This is a genomic window from Mycobacterium sp. SMC-2, from assembly GCF_025263485.1.
Taxonomy (GTDB): Bacteria; Actinomycetota; Actinomycetes; order Mycobacteriales; family Mycobacteriaceae; genus Mycobacterium.
The window spans coordinates 4,285,232-4,300,924 of the sequence record NZ_CP079863.1 but is presented as its reverse complement, the minus strand read 5'-3'; the positions used below and the strand labels follow the sequence as shown (position 1 = coordinate 4,300,924).

Genomic DNA, 15,693 nt, shown 5'->3' with positions numbered 1-15,693 from the left:
GCGTCACCCAAACGTGACCGGCCCTACCTGCGCGGCCCCGGCGCCATGTCCATGTCGAACACGCGGGCGTGCAACACGGTGCGGTTGCGCAGCGCCGCACGGACCGCCCGGTGCAGCCCGTCTTCGAGATAGGTGACGCCCTTCCACCGCACCGCATGCGGGAAGAGGTCGCCGTAGAAGGTTGAATCCTCCGACAGCAGGCGGTCCAGCGCCAGCACCGTCGTCGTGGTGACCAATTCGTCGAGCCGGATCTGCTGCGGCGGGATCTGGGCCCAGTCCCGGTAGGACAGCCCGTGCTCGGGATACGGCTTGCCTTCGCGGACGCCCTTGAAAATCATTGCCCGATCTTCCCCGACGCGTTGCTGTGACCCGACCGGTTCATGCTGGACAGGCTAGTCGGAAGAAGCGTCGCCAGCGGCGAAGCCGCCCGGAATCCCGACCGCCGCCGCCGAGCGCCCGCCGCGGCTCGCCCCCGCGGCCGGTTGCTGGTAACAGTTAGCACGGCTCGGGACCCGTAAAATGAACCCGGTCAGGGTGGTGAAGGGAGGTGACAACGCGTGGGAAGCGCCGACGATCGTCGTTTCGAGGTGCTGCGTGCCATTGTCGCCGATTTCGTTGCCACCAAGGAACCCATCGGTTCCAAGACCCTGGTGGAGCGTCATAACCTGGGCGTCTCGTCCGCAACTGTCCGCAACGACATGGCGGTGCTGGAGGCCGAGGGTTACATCGCCCAGCCGCACACCAGCTCCGGCCGCGTGCCCACCGAGAAGGGCTACCGCGAGTTCGTCGACCGGCTGCACGACGTCAAGCCGCTGTCCTCCGCCGAGCGCAGCGCGATCCTGAGCTTTCTGGAGTCCGGCGTCGACCTGGACGATGTGCTGCGGCGCGCGGTGCGGTTGCTGGCCCAGCTGACCCGCCAGGTGGCCGTGGTGCAGTATCCGACGCTGACGTCGTCGACCGTGCGCCACCTGGAAGTGATCGCCCTGACCCCGGCGCGGCTGCTGATGGTCATCATCACCGACACCGGTCGCGTCGATCAGCGCATCGTCGAACTCGGCGACGTCATCGACGACCACCAGCTGTCCCAGCTCCGCGAGATGCTCGGCCAGGCGTTGGTCGGCAAGAAGCTCTCGGCGGCCTCGGTCGCCGTGGCCGACCTGGCCGGACAGCTCCGCGCCCCGGACGGCCTGGGCGACGCTGTCGGCCGTTCGGCCACGGTGTTGTTGGAGTCGTTGGTGGAACACAGCGAAGAACGCTTGTTGATGGGCGGGACCGCCAACCTGACCCGGAACGCCGCCGATTTCGGCGGCTCGCTGCGCTCGATCCTGGAGGCGCTCGAGGAGCAGGTGGTGGTGCTGCGGTTGCTGGCGGCCCAGCAGGAAGCCGGTAAGGTGACGGTGCGCATCGGCCATGAGACGGCCGCCGAGCAAATGGCGGGCACCTCGATGGTGACCACCGCCTACGGCACCTCCGACACCGTGTTCGGCGGAATGGGTGTGCTGGGGCCCACCCGGATGGACTATCCGGGAACTATCGCCAGCGTCGCCGCGGTTGCCCTATATATCGGCGAAGTCCTGGGTGCTCGATGAACGCGCACCCGCGGTCTGCGCAGGCGCGGGATAAGGACCAGGTTTAGGAGAGTCAGGCGTGGCACGCGACTATTACGGGCTGCTCGGCGTGAGCAGGAACGCCAGCGACGCGGAGATCAAGCGCGCGTACCGCAAGCTGGCGCGCGAACTGCATCCCGACGTCAACCCGGATGAGGCCGCGCAGGCGAAGTTCAAGGAGATCAGCGTCGCCTACGAGGTGCTGAGCGACCCTGAGAAACGACGCATCGTCGACCTGGGTGGCGATCCGATGGAGAACGCCGCCGCGGCGGGCGGCGGCTTCGGCGGCGGCTTCGGTGGCCTCGGCGACGTGTTCGAAGCGTTCTTCGGCGGCGGGTTCAGCGGCGGTCCTACCGCGCGCGGCCCCGTCGGCCGGGTGCGGCCGGGCTCCGACTCGCTGCTGCGGATGCGGCTCGACCTCGAAGAATGCGCGACCGGTGTGACCAAGCAGGTCACCGTCGACACCGCGGTGCTGTGTGACCGCTGCCAGGGCAAGGGCACCAACGGGGATTCCGTGCCGGTCCCGTGCGACACCTGCGGCGGCCGCGGCGAGGTCCAGACGGTGCAGCGGTCGCTGCTCGGCCAGGTGATGACGTCCCGGCCGTGTCCCACCTGCCGCGGTGTCGGCGTCGTCATTCCCGATCCCTGCCACCAATGCATGGGCGACGGACGGGTGCGGGCCCGCCGCGAGATCAGCGTCAAGATTCCCGCCGGGGTCGGCGACGGCATGCGGGTTCGCCTCGCCGCCCAGGGTGAGGTCGGGCCCGGGGGAGGGCCGGCCGGCGATCTGTACGTCGAGGTCCACGAGCAGGCCCACGACGTCTTCGTGCGCGAGGGCGACGACCTGCACTGCACGGTGTCGGTGCCCATGGTCGACGCGGCGCTGGGGGCCACCGTCACCATCGACGCCATCCTGGATGGTCTGAGCGAGATCACCATTCCGCCTGGCACACAACCGGGTTCGGTGATCACCCTGCGTGGCCACGGGATGCCGCACCTACGGTCGGGCACCCGGGGTGATCTGCACGTACACGTCGAGGTCGTGGTCCCCACGCGGCTGGACCACCACGACACCGAACTGCTGCGCGAGTTCAAGGGGCGCCGCGGCCGCGATGTGCCCGAGGTCCGCTCGACGAACGCCGGCGGCGGGCTGTTCAGCCGGCTGCGCGAAACCTTCACCGGGCGCTAGCCGCGCCGTTTCAGCTCGTCGAGCGTGTGGCCTGTGGACGAAGTCGGAGCGCTTTTCGTACCTAGACCCCACGCTCGGCGACGTGCGGGTCACCCGCGACTGACGTAGGAGAAACTCATGGTCGCGACCCTCTTCTACATCGACGCACTGCCCGACATCGGCTCGCTGGCCGTCCTCGACGGCGACGAGGGATTTCACGCCGCCACCGTGCGGCGGATCCGCCCCGGCGAGCAATTGGTCCTCGGCGACGGAGCCGGCGGCCTGGCGCACTGCGAGGTCGAGCACGCCGGCCGCGAGGGATTGCGCGCCCGAGTGCTGAAGCGCTGGCACATCGCACCTGCGTACCCGCCGGTGACGGTGGTTCAGGCGCTGCCCAAGTCGGAACGCTCGGAGTTGGCGGTCGAGCTGGCCACTGAAGCCGGCGCCGACGCGTTCGTGGCCTGGCAGGCGGCCCGGTGTGTGGCCAATTGGCAGGGCGCCCGTGCGGACAAGGGCCTGCGCCGATGGCGTGCCGTCGTCCGTGCTGCGGCACGGCAATCGCGCCGGGCGCACATCCCGCCCGTCGACGGCGTGCTGACCACCGCCGAGCTGACCGAACGGATCCGCGACGAGGTAGCCGCCGGAGCGACTGTGCTGGCGCTGCACGAGTCGGCCACCGAACGGCTCGCCGACATTGATGTCGCGCAAGCGAATTCGTTGCTCTTGGTGGTCGGTCCCGAAGGGGGTATCACCCCCGAAGAGATCGCCGCCTTGACCCACGCGGGCGCGGCAGCGGTGCGGCTTGGCCCCCAGGTCCTGCGGACCTCGACCGCCGCGGCGGTGGCGTTGGGCGCGCTGGGCGTGCTGACGCCGCGGTGGGATATCGATGCGGGTCCCTAAATTCGCCGGTTTCGCACTTTCCCGGCACCGGCGTTCGTCGGCGGAGTTATCTTGCGGTGATGGCCGAGATTGCCGGCGATTTGAGCGCCATCTTCGACGCGCATGTCGCGCACGAGTTCGTCGCCAAGGACGTCGCCGCCACCATGGCGACGATGACCGCCGACCCCTTCGTCAACCACGTGCCCACGATGATGGGCGGGGTCGGCGGCCGTGAGGTGGCGGAGTTCTACGACAGATACTTCATCGGCCACTGGCCTGCCGACACCGCGATCATCCCGGTCTGCCGCACGGTGGGCGCCGACCGCGTGGTCGACGAGATGATCATGTCGTTCACCCACGACATCCCGATGCCCACCTTCCTTCCCGGCGTACCGCCGACTGGCCGCGCCGTCCTGCTGCCCGTGGTGGTGGTGATGGGCTTCGACATGGGCTCCGAGACGCCCAAAGTGGCATATGAGCGGATTTACTGGGACCAGGCGTGCCTGCTGGTACAGGTCGGACTGCTCGACCAGGCGCCGCTGCCGGTCACCGGGGTTGCGCAGGCCCGCAAGGTGATGGACCAAGGCTCTGCCGGCCAATACGTTGCTGAAAGCTGACCTACCAGGGCCCCCGGCGTAGACTGAGGCGACTAACAAACCACCGACAAGCCGAGGAAGCAGGCATCGAAAACCACGTGACGCCCCGCGAGACGAGGGCTGCCGACGCAGCCGGAGGCCCCGAGGCCAACGCTCAAGTACGCAGCAGCATCGATGTTCCGCCCGATATCGTCGTGGGCTTGTTGGGTTCGGCGGACGAAAATTTGCGGGCCCTGGAAAGCACCCTGAGCGCCGAGCTCCATGTGCGCGGCAATACCGTGACCATCTCGGGTGAGCCCGCCGACGTCGCGCTCGCCGAGCGGGCGATCTCCGAGCTGGTCGCGATTGCGGCCAGCGGGCAGCCGATGACGCCGGAGGTGGTCCGCCACAGTGTCGCCATGCTGGTCGGCACCGATAACGAGTCACCGGCCGAGGTGCTCACGCTGGACATCCTGTCGCGCCGCGGCAGGACGATCCGGCCCAAGACGCTCAACCAGAAGCGCTACGTCGACGCCATCGACGCCAATACCGTCGTCTTCGGGGTCGGCCCGGCCGGCACCGGTAAGACGTACCTGGCGATGGCCAAGGCCGTGCATGCGCTGCAAACCAAGCAGGTGACCCGCATCATCTTGACCCGGCCGGCCGTGGAAGCCGGTGAGCGCCTTGGCTTTTTGCCGGGGACGCTCAGCGAGAAGATCGACCCGTATCTGCGGCCGCTGTATGACGCGCTCTACGACATGATGGACCCCGAGCTGATCCCGAAGCTGATGTCCGCCGGGGTGATCGAGGTGGCGCCGCTGGCATACATGCGTGGTCGCACCCTCAATTCGGCCTTCATCGTCCTCGACGAGGCGCAGAACACCACCGCCGAGCAGATGAAGATGTTCCTCACCCGGCTCGGCTTCGGATCGAAGATCGTCGTCACCGGAGACATCACCCAGGTGGACCTTCCGGGCGGCGCCCGATCGGGCCTGCGCTCGGCGATGCAAATCCTGGAAAACGTCGAGGACATCCACATCGCGGAACTGACCAGTGTGGACGTCGTGCGGCACCGGCTGGTCTCCGAAATCGTCGACGCCTATGCGAAATACGAAGAGCCCGACCTGGCGATGAACCGGGCGGCTCGGCGGGCCGCGGGCTCCCGCGGTCGCCGGTGATAGGGCCGTGAGCCTCGATGAGTATTGAAGTATCTAACGAGTCGGGCATCGACGTCTCCGAAGAGGAACTGATCAGCGTCGCGCGCTTCGTCATCGCCAAGATGGACGTCAATCCCGCGGCCGAGCTGTCGATGGTGCTGCTGGACACCGCGGCGATGGCCGACCTGCACATGCGCTGGATGGACCTCCCCGGGCCGACGGACGTCATGAGTTTCCCGATGGACGAGCTCGAGCCGGGTGGCCGGCCCGATGCGCCGGAACCGGGACCGTCGATGCTGGGCGACATCGTGCTGTGCCCGGAATTCGCGGCCGGGCAGGCCGACGCGGCGGGCCACAGCCTGGGCCACGAGTTGGCGCTGTTGACCATCCACGGCGTGCTGCATCTGCTGGGCTACGACCACGCCGAGCCGGACGAGGCAAAAGAGATGTTCGCCCTTCAGGACCGGTTACTCGAAGAGTGGGTCGCCGAGCAAGTCCACGCCTACCACCAGGACCGCCAGCAGGAGCGGGATCGCCGGTTGCTGGACAAATCGAGGTATTTCGACAATTGATCCGACGAAAAGCACTCGGCGTCGCGGCCGCGGCCGCCATCATCTTCGCACCGCTCTCGGTGGTAGCCACCACGATCGGGGTGGCGGAGGCGGCTCCATGCGCCGGGGCGGGCTCGAACCCCGCCAGATGCCAGTGGTGTCAATACCTGGTGGCGCAGTATCACACCTCCAACGTGTGCTCCCAGGACGCGCCGCCCCGCCGGGCTCAGCCGTCCCCGACTCCAGTACAGGTTCCGGAGCTTCCCCCGTACGTGCCGCCAAGCCCGGAGCCCGTCCACGCCCCACCGCTCATTCCGTCGAATCTGCCGCCTACCAACCCGGTTGCGACGATCAATCCGCCGGGCCCCGACGCGTCGAGAAACGTCTCGGTCGTGGCGCCGCCGAGGGGGCTCGACGTTTCGCCAGAGGCGGTCGCGGCGGCCAAGGCCGCACCGGCCACGCGGGTCAACCCCGCCGACCCTCCCAAGCCGCCGAAGCAGATGGACTTCAACCAGCGGGTGCAGAACGTCGTCAGCACCCACCGGGAGAACGTGGACGTCCTGAAGGTTGACAATCAGCGACTGGTCCGGCCCCGGCACTGGGACTACGTCGACTACGACGACGCCTATCGCCGCCCGGCCCTCTTCAACCCGCTCAACCAGGCGATGATCTTCCGCTACTTCTACGACGGCGCCGACCGGGAGGCCTACCTGCCGGCGGGCGCCCGGATCGTGTTGGACGCCGCCACCGTCGGCGTGGTCCCCTTCACCGCGGTCGGCGACAGCTGGGTGGCGGCAGGCAGCTTCTACGGCGGGGGCTCGTTACCGCCGGACGGCTCCAACGGCCCCCCGCCGCCGAACTACAAGCCGCCCGAGCCCCCGAAGTTGTACCGCAACGTCCTGGTTGCCGTCCCCGCCGCCAGCCAGACGTTGGAAGTCGGCGAGGTGGCGGTGGTGGGCCGGGACGAGAGCCAGCCCGGGGGCAGCCAGCAGACCTTCCTGCTCGACGACTCCACGATGGCCTGGGGTGAGATCAACGACTCCAGCAGCAGCAGTGCCCAAATCAGGGTGACCAAGACTCAGTCGCTGCCGCGCACCGGACCGACCGACGACGGCAACTTCTTGGTGGTGCTGGCCGTTCGCCCGCGCGAGGAACCCACCCAGCCCCCCCAACCGTGGTGGCCCTCGGCGCTGGGCTACGGCGTATTGGGTGTAGTAGTGGGCCTGACCGCCTGGGCCCTCAACCGAAAACGGAGTGACGACGACGTAGGGGAGTCTGTCACCACGTCAAGGTCTTCCGGCAGTTGACCGGCCTGTCCTGGCTGCTCGGCGCGATGGCGCTGATCGCCATCGGTGGGCTCTTCGCGGCCATCGACGCCGCCATCAGCACGGTGTCGCTGGCCCGGGTCCAGGAGCTGGTGCGTGAGGAACGGCCCGGCGCCGTGTCGCTGTCGGAGGTGATGGCCGAGCGGCCGCGCTATATCAACCTGGTCGTGCTGCTGCGAATCACCTGCGAAATCACGGCGACCGTGTTGCTGGTGCTTTTTCTGTACGACAACTTCGGCTTGGGCTGGGCGCTGTTCGGCGCCGCGGCCACCATGGTGGTGATGAGTTTCGTCGTCATCGGGGTGGGTCCGCGCACACTCGGCCGCCAGCACGCGTATTCCATCTCGTTGACGACAGCCGTTCCACTGCGGCTCATTTCGTGGTTGTTGATGCCGCTCAGCCGGTTGCTGGTGGTGCTGGGTAATGCGCTGACACCCGGCCGCGGCTTGCGCAACGGGCCATTCGCATCCGAGATCGAGCTACGCGAAGTCGTCGACCTGGCCCAGCAGCGCGGCGTGGTCGCCGCCGACGAACGCCGGATGATCGAGTCCGTCTTCGAGCTCGGTGACACGCCGGCCCGCGAGGTGATGGTGCCGCGCACCGAGATGATCTGGATCGAAAGTGACAAGCTCGCCAGTCAGGCGCTGAACCTGGCGGTGCGCAGCGGGCATTCCCGCCTCCCGGTGATCGGGGAGAATGTCGACGACATCGTCGGGGTGGTCTACCTGAAAGACCTTGTGCAGAAGAGCTTTCTGCCGGGTGACGGTGGTCGGGGCATCACCGTGGCACAGGTGATGCGGCCGGCGGTGTTCGTGCCGGACTCCAAGCCGCTGGATACGCTCCTTCGCGAAATGCAGCGCGACCGCAACCACATGGCTCTTCTCGTCGACGAATACGGCGCGATAGCCGGCCTGGTCACCATCGAAGACGTGCTGGAGGAGATCGTCGGGGAGATCGCCGACGAGTACGACCAGGCGGAGACGGCACCAATAGAAGACCTGGGCGACAAGCGGTTCCGCGTCTCGGCGCGGTTGCCGATCGAAGACCTCGGCGAGCTGTACGGCGTGGACTTCGACGACGGTCTCGACGTCGATACCGTGGGCGGCCTGCTCGCCCTGGAGCTGGGCCGGGTTCCGCTGCCGGGTGCCGAGGTGGTCTCCCACGGCCTGCGGCTCCAAGCCGAAGGCGGGACCGACCACCGGGGCCGGGTAAGGATCGGCACTGTCCTGCTGAGCCCGGTCGAGTCCGAGTCCAACGGCTCCGACGGGGCAAACCCGCAATGACGCCAAGCGTGCGCCCAGTGCGAAAAACCGGCCCGTCACCCGCGACATGAGCGAATTCCATTCCGGCTTTGTGTGTTTCGTCGGGCGTCCGAACACCGGCAAGTCGACGCTGACCAACGCGCTCGTCGGCACCAAGGTGGCGATCACCTCGACCCGGCCGCAGACCACCCGCCACACCATTCGCGGCATCGTGCACCGGGAGAACTTTCAGATCATTTTGGTGGACACCCCGGGCCTGCACCGGCCGCGCACCCTGCTCGGCAAGCGGCTCAACGACCTGGTGCGCGACACCTACGCCGAAGTCGACGTGATCGGGTTGTGCATCCCGGCCGACGAGGCGATCGGCCCGGGGGACAGGTGGATCGTCGACCAAATCCGTTCGACCGCACCGAAGACGACGCTGGTGGCGATAGTCACCAAGATCGACAAGGTGCCCAAGGATCGGGTGGCCGCGCAGCTGCTGGCGGTGAGCGAACTGGTCGGTGACTCGGCCGAGATCGTCCCGGTGTCCGCGGCCACCGGGACGCAGGTGGACGTGCTGATCGACGTGCTGGCCGCGGCGCTTCCCGTCGGCCCGGCGTACTACCCCGACGGCGAGCTGACCGACGAACCCGAGGAAGTCCTGATGGCGGAGCTCATCCGCGAGGCCGCCCTGGAGGGGGTGCGCGACGAGCTGCCGCATTCGTTGGCCGTGGTCATCGACGAGGTCACCCCCCGGGAGGGCCGCGACGACCTGATCGATGTGCACGCGGTCCTCTACGTCGAGCGCGACAGCCAGAAGGGCATCATCATCGGCAAGGGTGGCACCCGGCTGCGACAGGTGGGCACCGCGGCGCGCGGCCAGATCGAAAAGTTGCTCGGTACCAAGGTCTACCTCGACCTGCGCGTCAAGGTCGCCAAGAACTGGCAGAGCGACCCCAAACAGCTTGGTCGGCTTGGCTTCTGAAATGCCGGCGCGAAGGTTTTCACCGCCAGCGAGCGGGTAGCCGTCGCGTATGACCCAAGCACAGTTAGCGTTAGTGACCGGCGCGTCCAGTGGTATTGGGCTCGAACTGGCCAAGCAGTTCGCCCAACACGGCTACGACCTAGTCGTGGCCGCCGAAGACGATTCCATCCATGACGTACCGGACAAACTGTCCCAGTGGAGTTCCACCGTGCAGCCGGTGCAGGTAGACCTGCGCACCCCCGAGGGGGTGGAGCATTTGTACCAGAGCACGATCGAGGGCGACCGAGTGCTGGCCGCCGCGGCGCTCAACGCCGGGATCGGCCGCGGCGAGATGTTCCTCAAGAGCGAGCTCGCCGACGATCTCAGCATCGTCGACCTCAACGTGCGCTCCACGGTTCACCTGGCCAAGCTGGTGCTGCGCGACATGGCAAACCGCGATACGGGCAAGGTCCTGTTCACGTCGTCCATCGCGGCCCAGATGCCGGGTTCGTATCAACCGGTGTACAACGCGTCGAAGTCGTTCATCCAGTCGTTCGCGGCGGCGCTCCAGGACGAATTGCGCGACACCGCAATCACTGTCACGGCAATGATGCCCGGCCCGACGGACACCAACTTCTTCGGGCGCGCGAAGATGGTGGAGTCCCTGATGGGGAAGGGTCGGAAGGACGATCCGGCCAAGGTCGCGCGGCAAGGGTTCGAGGCGTTGATGCGCGGTGATCAGAAGGTCATCGTCGGTTCGGTCCTCGTCAAGGCGATGGGCATGGCGAACCACGTGTTGCCCGACAGCGTGAAAGCCGTTGGCAATCGGGTGATGTCGCGCCCGCGCGGAAACTAGCCACCCGCTAGGCGAGCACGCGGATGGTTTGCAGCGACGGGTCCGCCGCGTCTGGGACGTTCATGCCCGCGCGCACACCGGAACACAAGTAGTCCAGGACCGCGTCGTTGAGGCGCTCGCCGGGCACGACGGCGGGAATCCCCGGGGGGTACGGCGTGCACTGTTCGGCGGCGACGCGGCCCGCGGCCCGGTCGGTGGGTACAGTTTCGACGCGCCCGAAAAACGCGTCGCGGGGCAGGCACACGGTCTCGAGTTGCAGCTGCTCGGGTGAGGGCAGATCGATGCGCGGGGGTGGGTCGAAGGTGTCGGCGGCCTTGCGCCAGGCCACGAGCGCATCCGTGAGCCGGCCTGCGGTGTTTTCGTCTTCGGCCATGGACAGCGTCGCCAGGATGCGGCGGTGATCGCTCATTCCCATGTCGATGTGCGCGTGCTCACGCAGCCAGTCGTGGGCCTGATAACCGGAGGTGCCCGTCGCGGACACGTCCATCAACACCTGCATCCGGTCCAGGTCGTGGGACGCCTGCACGCCGAGCAATTCGTCGTCGAGCACCTTCACATCCGGGATGCCTTCGATGTCCTGGCGCAGCTGGTATGCGAGATCAATTGCGGTGCTGAGCAATTCGTGTCCATGCTGCACCATCTGCCGCCGCCAACCATCCATGGCGGCATACACCAGGACGTTGGGACTGGTGGTCATCAGCAGGTCCGCGCACGCCGATATGCGGTCCTGATCGATCCGATCGCCCTGCACGTGGAACACGGAACCCTGTTCGAAGCCGGCACCCATCTTGTGGACGCTGACCACGCAGACGTCCGCGCCGGCGTCCATCGCCCATGTCGGCAGCTTCTCGTGGAACGGCAGGTGCGCCCCCCACGCCTCGTCGATGATCAACGGTTTGCCGCGCGCGTGGCAGACCTCGGCGATCCCGGCTATGTCGGCGCACGTGCCGTAGGGGCTGGGGCTGACGATGAGCGCGCCGGCGGCGTCGGGGTGCTTTTCCCAGGTCTCTTCCACCTGCTGCGGTGACGGCGGATGCGAGAAATGGTGCTCGGCGTCCCAGCGGGGGGTGATCCAACGGGGTTGCATTCCGGAGAAGATGAGCCCCGCCACGATCGACTTGTGGCTGTCCCGGCTGACGAGCAGGCTGCCGTCGCCGCCGGCCACGGCCATCATCGCCGCCTTCACCGACAGCGAACTGCCGCAGGTGGAGAACCAGGCGATGTCGGCGCCCACGGCCTCGGCCATCAGGTCCTCGGCGTGCTTGAGGTATTCGTGGCTGGTCCTGCGGTCATCGAGCCCGCCGCTGGCCAGCACGTCGTCCAGAAAGGGCTCGCGGCCGAGGACCGCTAGGACACGCTCATCCGTGCCGCGGCCCTGCCGATGGCCCGGCGGCGTGAACCCGTACCGGTTCTTTTCGCGGTAATCGACCAGCGCATCTAACAGTGGAGCATCAGATTGGTCCATTGCGAAGGGGTACCCGCCTTGTCACCCGCTATGCGACGGCCTCGGTGACCTCGAGTAGCCCGCGTTCGCGTACCGGCTTATGCGCGACTGCGTCGAGGTCCAGGCCGTCGGATCGTTGCACTGCGGTCAATTACCCGGTGCGGGCATCGACAAACCCAAAGCTCCCCAAGCGAACTCAACTTCTGGCGATGTGGCGCCCGCGGTTTCACCTTCCTGGCGGCGCGGTGCCCGCCACCGGCGGCGTGCCCGTTTCGGCGTTCCACCACATCGTCGGCTGCTTGGTCGACCACCCGCACACGGCCTCCAGCTCGGCGGCCAGCGAGATCAGCATGCCCTCACTGTTGGCCGGCCCCATCAACTGGACCCCGATCGGCAATCCCTCGGAAGTGAACCCGGCCGGCACGTTGATCGACGGCCAGCCCAGCACGTTCCACGGGAAGGTCAGTGGGCACGCGGCGATCATCGCGCGATCGGTGTCGAAGCTGCTCAACCGGTCGAAGGCGCGCGCCAGCGGTGGCGGCTGGGCGGTGGTCGGAGCCAAAACGACGTCGACGATGTCGAAGATCGAACCCACCCGGCGCTGGGCGGCGGTTTCGTGCCGGCGCGCGGAGCGCAGGATCGCCTGCCCCAGCACGTGGCCCAGGCGCAGATTGGACAGCGTGCGGGGGTCGAGGTTCACCCCGTCGCCCAGCCGCTCCTCCCAATCCCGCAGGCCCGCGGTGGACCGGACGAGGAAGTCCCACGACAGCCGCAGGCCGTAGTCGGGATTGCCCGGCACCACGGTATGGCCGAGCAACTCGAGCTGCTTGGCCACGGCTTGGGTCGCGGCCAGGATTTCGGGATGCAGCTTGGTCCGGAAACCGGTGTACGGGAACCGCGTCGACAGCGCGATGTTCAGCGGTCCGGGCGCGATACCGACATAGTCCGACGCGGTGATCGGGGGTGGCTTGTGCCGGTCGACCTCGACGTTGCCAGACGCCGCGTCGAGCACCAACGCCGCATCGGCCACCGTTCGGGCCAGCACGCCGTTGACCGTGATGCCGTTGAACGCATCCGGCAGTGGCCAGGTGGAGATGCGGCCGCGCTGCGGCTTGATGCCCACCAGGTGCGTCCACGCGGCGGGCACCCGGATGCTGCCCGCGCCGTCGGAGCCGATCGCCGCGGTGACCAGCCCCGCCGCCACCGCGGCCGCGCTGCCCCCCGACGAGCCGCCCGGGGTGTGTCGGCGCGACCAGGGGTTGCGGGTATGCCCGAACCCGGGCCCGCTGGTGAACGGCCACTGACCCAGTTCGCAGGTGTTGGTCTTGCCGACGATCACCGCGCCCGCGGCCTTGAGCCGGCGAACCACCTCGGCGTCGTGGGGGGCGGGCGCGACATAGCCCTCGGTGCCGTAGGCGGTGGGCACGCCAGCAACGTCGACGTCGTCCTTGATCGCGATCGGTATGCCCAGCAACGGCGCGGTGTCACCGGCGGCCCGCCGCCGATCGGCCGCCGCGGCGTCGGCCAGCGCCGACTCGGTGAGCACGACGCGGAAAGCGTTCAACGTCGGCTGGCTCGCGTGGATGGCGTGCAGCGACCGGCGCACTAGTGTGACGGAGGTCACGGAGCGGTTGGCCAGCTGATAGAGCAGGTCAGTCAGTGTGGGCAGGCGCTGGCCGCCGGATCCGAAAACGGACCCAGGACCTGACTCGGAAGCGCCGATCACGGGGTACGAGACTAACCGGCGCGGATACCAGCATTGTCGCGGCGGGGTGCAAAACTGTTGTGATGCGGCTATATCGAGACCGGGCGGTGGTGTTGCGCCAGCACAAGCTCGGCGAAGCCGACCGGATCGTCACCCTGCTAACCCGCGATCACGGGCTGGTTCGGGCGGTGGCGAAGGGTGTTCGTCGCACCCGCAGCAAATTCGGCGCACGGCTGGAGCCGTTCGCGCACGTCGACGCGCAACTGCATCCCGGCCGCAATCTCGACATCGTCACCCAGGTGGTCTCGATTGACGCGTTCGCCACCGACATCGTCAGCGACTACGGCCGCTACACCTGCGGGTGCGCGATGCTGGAAACCGCCGAACGCCTCGCCGGTGAGGAGCGGGCCCCCGCCCCGGCCCTGCACCGGCTCACGGTGAGTGCGCTGCGGGCGGTGGCCGACGGCCGCCGGTCCCGGGACCTGCTGCTGGACGCCTACCTGCTGCGCGCCATGGGCATCGCCGGATGGGCACCGTCGCTGACCGAGTGTGCCCGGTGCGCCACACCGGGGCCGCATCGGGCGTTTCACGTCGGCGCCGGGGGGAGCGTCTGTGCACACTGTCGTCCGGCCGGTTCGACGACACCGCCGCCGGGTGTGCTGGACCTGATGTCCGCGCTGCACGACGGCGACTGGGAGTTCGCCGAACAGGCCCAACAAGCGCATCGCAGCTACGTCAGCGGGCTGGTGGCCGCGCACCTGCAATGGCATCTGGAACGGCAGCTCAAAACGTTGCCACTGGTGGAACGGACGTATCACGTCGACCGCACCATCGCCGAACGGCGCGCCGCGCTGATCGAGCAGGATTTGGACTGTGGCTAAGAAGGCCGAGCGGAAGCTGGCGTCCACCGTCTTCCCGCAGCTGCCTCCCGCCCCCGACGACTATCCGAGCTTCCCCGACAGGTCGACCTGGCCGGTGGTGTTCCCCGAGTTGCCGGCGCCTCCCGGCGGCGGCCCGAGCCGGCCACCACAGCACATCTCGAAAGCGGTAGCGCCCCGCATCCCGGCCGATCGATTGCCCAACCATGTGGCGATCGTGATGGACGGCAACGGCCGCTGGGCCACCCAACGTGGGCTGACTCGTACCGACGGCCATAAAGCGGGCGAGGCGGTCGTCATCGATATCGTCTGTGGCGCAATAGAAATCGGGATCAAGTGGCTCAGCCTCTACGCCTTCTCCACCGAAAACTGGAAGCGTTCCCCCGAGGAAGTCCGGTTCCTCATGGGCTTCAACCGCGATGTGGTGCGCATGCGCCGGGTGAACCTCAAGACGATAGGGGTCAAGATCCGCTGGGTGGGCTCGCGTCCACGCCTGTGGCGCAGCGTGATCAATGAATTGGCGATCGCGGAAGAGATGACGAAGGACAACGACGTCATCACGGTCAACTACTGCGTCAACTACGGGGGCCGCGCCGAAATCGCCGACGCCACAAAGGAAATCGCGCGCTTGGCCGCCGCCGGCCGGCTGAATCCGGAGCGCATCACCGAGTCGACGGTGGCGCAGCACCTGCAGCGGCCCGACATCCCGGACGTGGACCTCTTTCTGCGGAGCTCCGGGGAGCAGCGCTCCAGCAATTTCATGCTGTGGCAGGCGGCCTACGCGGAGTACATCTTCCAGGACAAACTATGGCCCGACTATGACCGCCGTGACCTGTGGGCGGCCTGCGAGGAATACGCTTCTCGCAATCGAAGGTTCGGGAGTGCCTAATGCCATCACTGCAAGAGCGCCTGGCGTCGGTGCTCGGCGAAGTCCTCCGGGTCGAGGAGGAGCCCGACGGGGCGCTGACGGTGCGCCACGCCGGGACCATCGCCTCGTTGCGGGTGGTGAACATCGCTGAAGACCTGGATCTGGTGTCGCTCACCCAGGTGGTGGCGTGGGATCTGCCGCTGACCAAGAAGGTCAGCGATCAGGTCGCCAAGCAGGCCCGCTCTAGCAACTTCGGCACCGTCACGCTCGTCGAGAAGATCAACGACAAGGCAGTGCAACGCAACTCGGGCAAGGGTGCGGCCAAGAGCGCCGACGTGATCCTGCGCTACAACTTTCCCGGCGCGGGGCTGACCGACGACGCCCTGCGCACCCTGATACTGCTGGTGCTGGATGCGGGCGCCGGGATGAGTCGCACGCTGACGCCGTGAATGCGGCGTCGGCATCGACGGGA

16 protein-coding genes are annotated in these 15,693 nt (G+C 67.6%); 13 read left to right on the top strand and 3 right to left on the bottom strand.

Annotated features, from left to right (window positions below; translation table 11 throughout):
* Positions 1-23: 23 nt before the first annotated feature.
* On the bottom strand, positions 24-338 hold the full coding sequence (locus KXD96_RS20190; protein WP_260739180.1) for a type II toxin-antitoxin system VapB family antitoxin: 315 nt from the start codon (positions 336-338) through the stop codon (positions 24-26).
* A 219-nt stretch (positions 339-557) separates the two neighbouring features.
* On the opposite strand from KXD96_RS20190, the gene hrcA reads away from it, so the two are divergent.
* The 10 genes from hrcA (at position 558) to KXD96_RS20140 (ending at position 10,326) form a co-directional block, all read left to right on the top strand.
* Positions 558-1,589, top strand: a complete 1,032-nt coding sequence (hrcA, locus tag KXD96_RS20185) for a heat-inducible transcriptional repressor HrcA (protein ID WP_260739178.1) — start codon at positions 558-560, stop codon at positions 1,587-1,589.
* A 58-nt stretch (positions 1,590-1,647) separates the two neighbouring features.
* Positions 1,648-2,796 (top strand): molecular chaperone DnaJ, encoded by a 1,149-nt coding sequence (gene dnaJ, locus KXD96_RS20180; protein WP_260739176.1) that lies wholly within the window; start codon positions 1,648-1,650, stop codon positions 2,794-2,796.
* A gap of 117 nt (positions 2,797-2,913) precedes the next feature.
* Positions 2,914-3,675: a 16S rRNA (uracil(1498)-N(3))-methyltransferase gene (locus tag KXD96_RS20175; RefSeq protein WP_260739174.1), complete on the top strand. Its 762-nt coding sequence runs from the start codon at positions 2,914-2,916 to the stop codon at positions 3,673-3,675.
* 59 nt (positions 3,676-3,734) lie between these two features.
* On the top strand, positions 3,735-4,271 hold the full coding sequence (locus tag KXD96_RS20170) for a hypothetical protein (RefSeq protein ID WP_260739172.1): 537 nt from the start codon (positions 3,735-3,737) through the stop codon (positions 4,269-4,271).
* 77 nt (positions 4,272-4,348) lie between these two features.
* A complete protein-coding gene (locus tag KXD96_RS20165; RefSeq protein WP_260739170.1) occupies positions 4,349-5,407 on the top strand; it encodes a PhoH family protein in 1,059 nt (352 codons plus the stop codon).
* Positions 5,408-5,424: 17 nt separating this feature from the next.
* A complete protein-coding gene (ybeY, locus tag KXD96_RS20160; RefSeq protein ID WP_260739168.1) occupies positions 5,425-5,958 on the top strand; it encodes an rRNA maturation RNase YbeY in 534 nt (177 codons plus the stop codon).
* Positions 5,955-7,244, top strand: a complete 1,290-nt coding sequence (locus tag KXD96_RS20155; RefSeq protein ID WP_260739166.1) for a hypothetical protein — start codon at positions 5,955-5,957, stop codon at positions 7,242-7,244. The genes ybeY and KXD96_RS20155 overlap by 4 nt, the downstream gene beginning before the upstream one ends.
* The gene (locus KXD96_RS20150) at positions 7,241-8,545 is read left to right on the top strand and encodes a hemolysin family protein (protein ID WP_260739165.1); all 1,305 of its coding nucleotides are present in this window, start codon (positions 7,241-7,243) and stop codon (positions 8,543-8,545) included. The genes KXD96_RS20155 and KXD96_RS20150 overlap by 4 nt, the downstream gene beginning before the upstream one ends.
* 46 nt (positions 8,546-8,591) lie before the next feature.
* Positions 8,592-9,491 (top strand): GTPase Era, encoded by a 900-nt coding sequence (gene era, locus KXD96_RS20145; protein WP_260739162.1) that lies wholly within the window; start codon positions 8,592-8,594, stop codon positions 9,489-9,491.
* Positions 9,492-9,540: 49 nt separating this feature from the next.
* Complete coding sequence (locus tag KXD96_RS20140) at positions 9,541-10,326, top strand: SDR family oxidoreductase (protein WP_260739161.1); 786 nt, start codon at positions 9,541-9,543, stop codon at positions 10,324-10,326.
* A 7-nt stretch (positions 10,327-10,333) separates the two neighbouring features.
* Here the strand turns inward: KXD96_RS20140 and KXD96_RS20135 are convergent, their stop codons facing one another.
* Together KXD96_RS20135 and KXD96_RS20130 are read right to left on the bottom strand one after the other, a co-directional pair.
* Positions 10,334-11,791 carry an aminotransferase class I/II-fold pyridoxal phosphate-dependent enzyme gene (locus KXD96_RS20135; RefSeq protein WP_260739159.1) on the bottom strand — a complete coding sequence of 486 codons (1,458 nt, stop codon included), beginning with the start codon at positions 11,789-11,791 and terminating at the stop codon, positions 10,334-10,336.
* Positions 11,792-11,996: 205 nt separating this feature from the next.
* Positions 11,997-13,496 carry an amidase gene (locus tag KXD96_RS20130; RefSeq protein ID WP_260739157.1) on the bottom strand — a complete coding sequence of 500 codons (1,500 nt, stop codon included), beginning with the start codon at positions 13,494-13,496 and terminating at the stop codon, positions 11,997-11,999.
* A 62-nt stretch (positions 13,497-13,558) separates the two neighbouring features.
* On the opposite strand from KXD96_RS20130, the gene recO reads away from it, so the two are divergent.
* From recO to KXD96_RS20115, 3 genes are read left to right on the top strand one after another with little or no spacing between them, the layout of a single operon-like run.
* On the top strand, positions 13,559-14,356 hold the full coding sequence (gene recO, locus KXD96_RS20125) for a DNA repair protein RecO (RefSeq protein ID WP_260739155.1): 798 nt from the start codon (positions 13,559-13,561) through the stop codon (positions 14,354-14,356).
* Positions 14,349-15,242, top strand: coding sequence for a decaprenyl diphosphate synthase (locus tag KXD96_RS20120; RefSeq protein ID WP_260739154.1), 894 nt, complete (start codon positions 14,349-14,351; stop codon positions 15,240-15,242). The genes recO and KXD96_RS20120 overlap by 8 nt, the downstream gene beginning before the upstream one ends.
* Positions 15,242-15,670: a hypothetical protein gene (locus KXD96_RS20115; RefSeq protein WP_260739152.1), complete on the top strand. Its 429-nt coding sequence runs from the start codon at positions 15,242-15,244 to the stop codon at positions 15,668-15,670. Before KXD96_RS20120 ends, KXD96_RS20115 begins: the two co-directional genes overlap by 1 nt.
* Positions 15,671-15,693 lie beyond the last annotated feature (23 nt).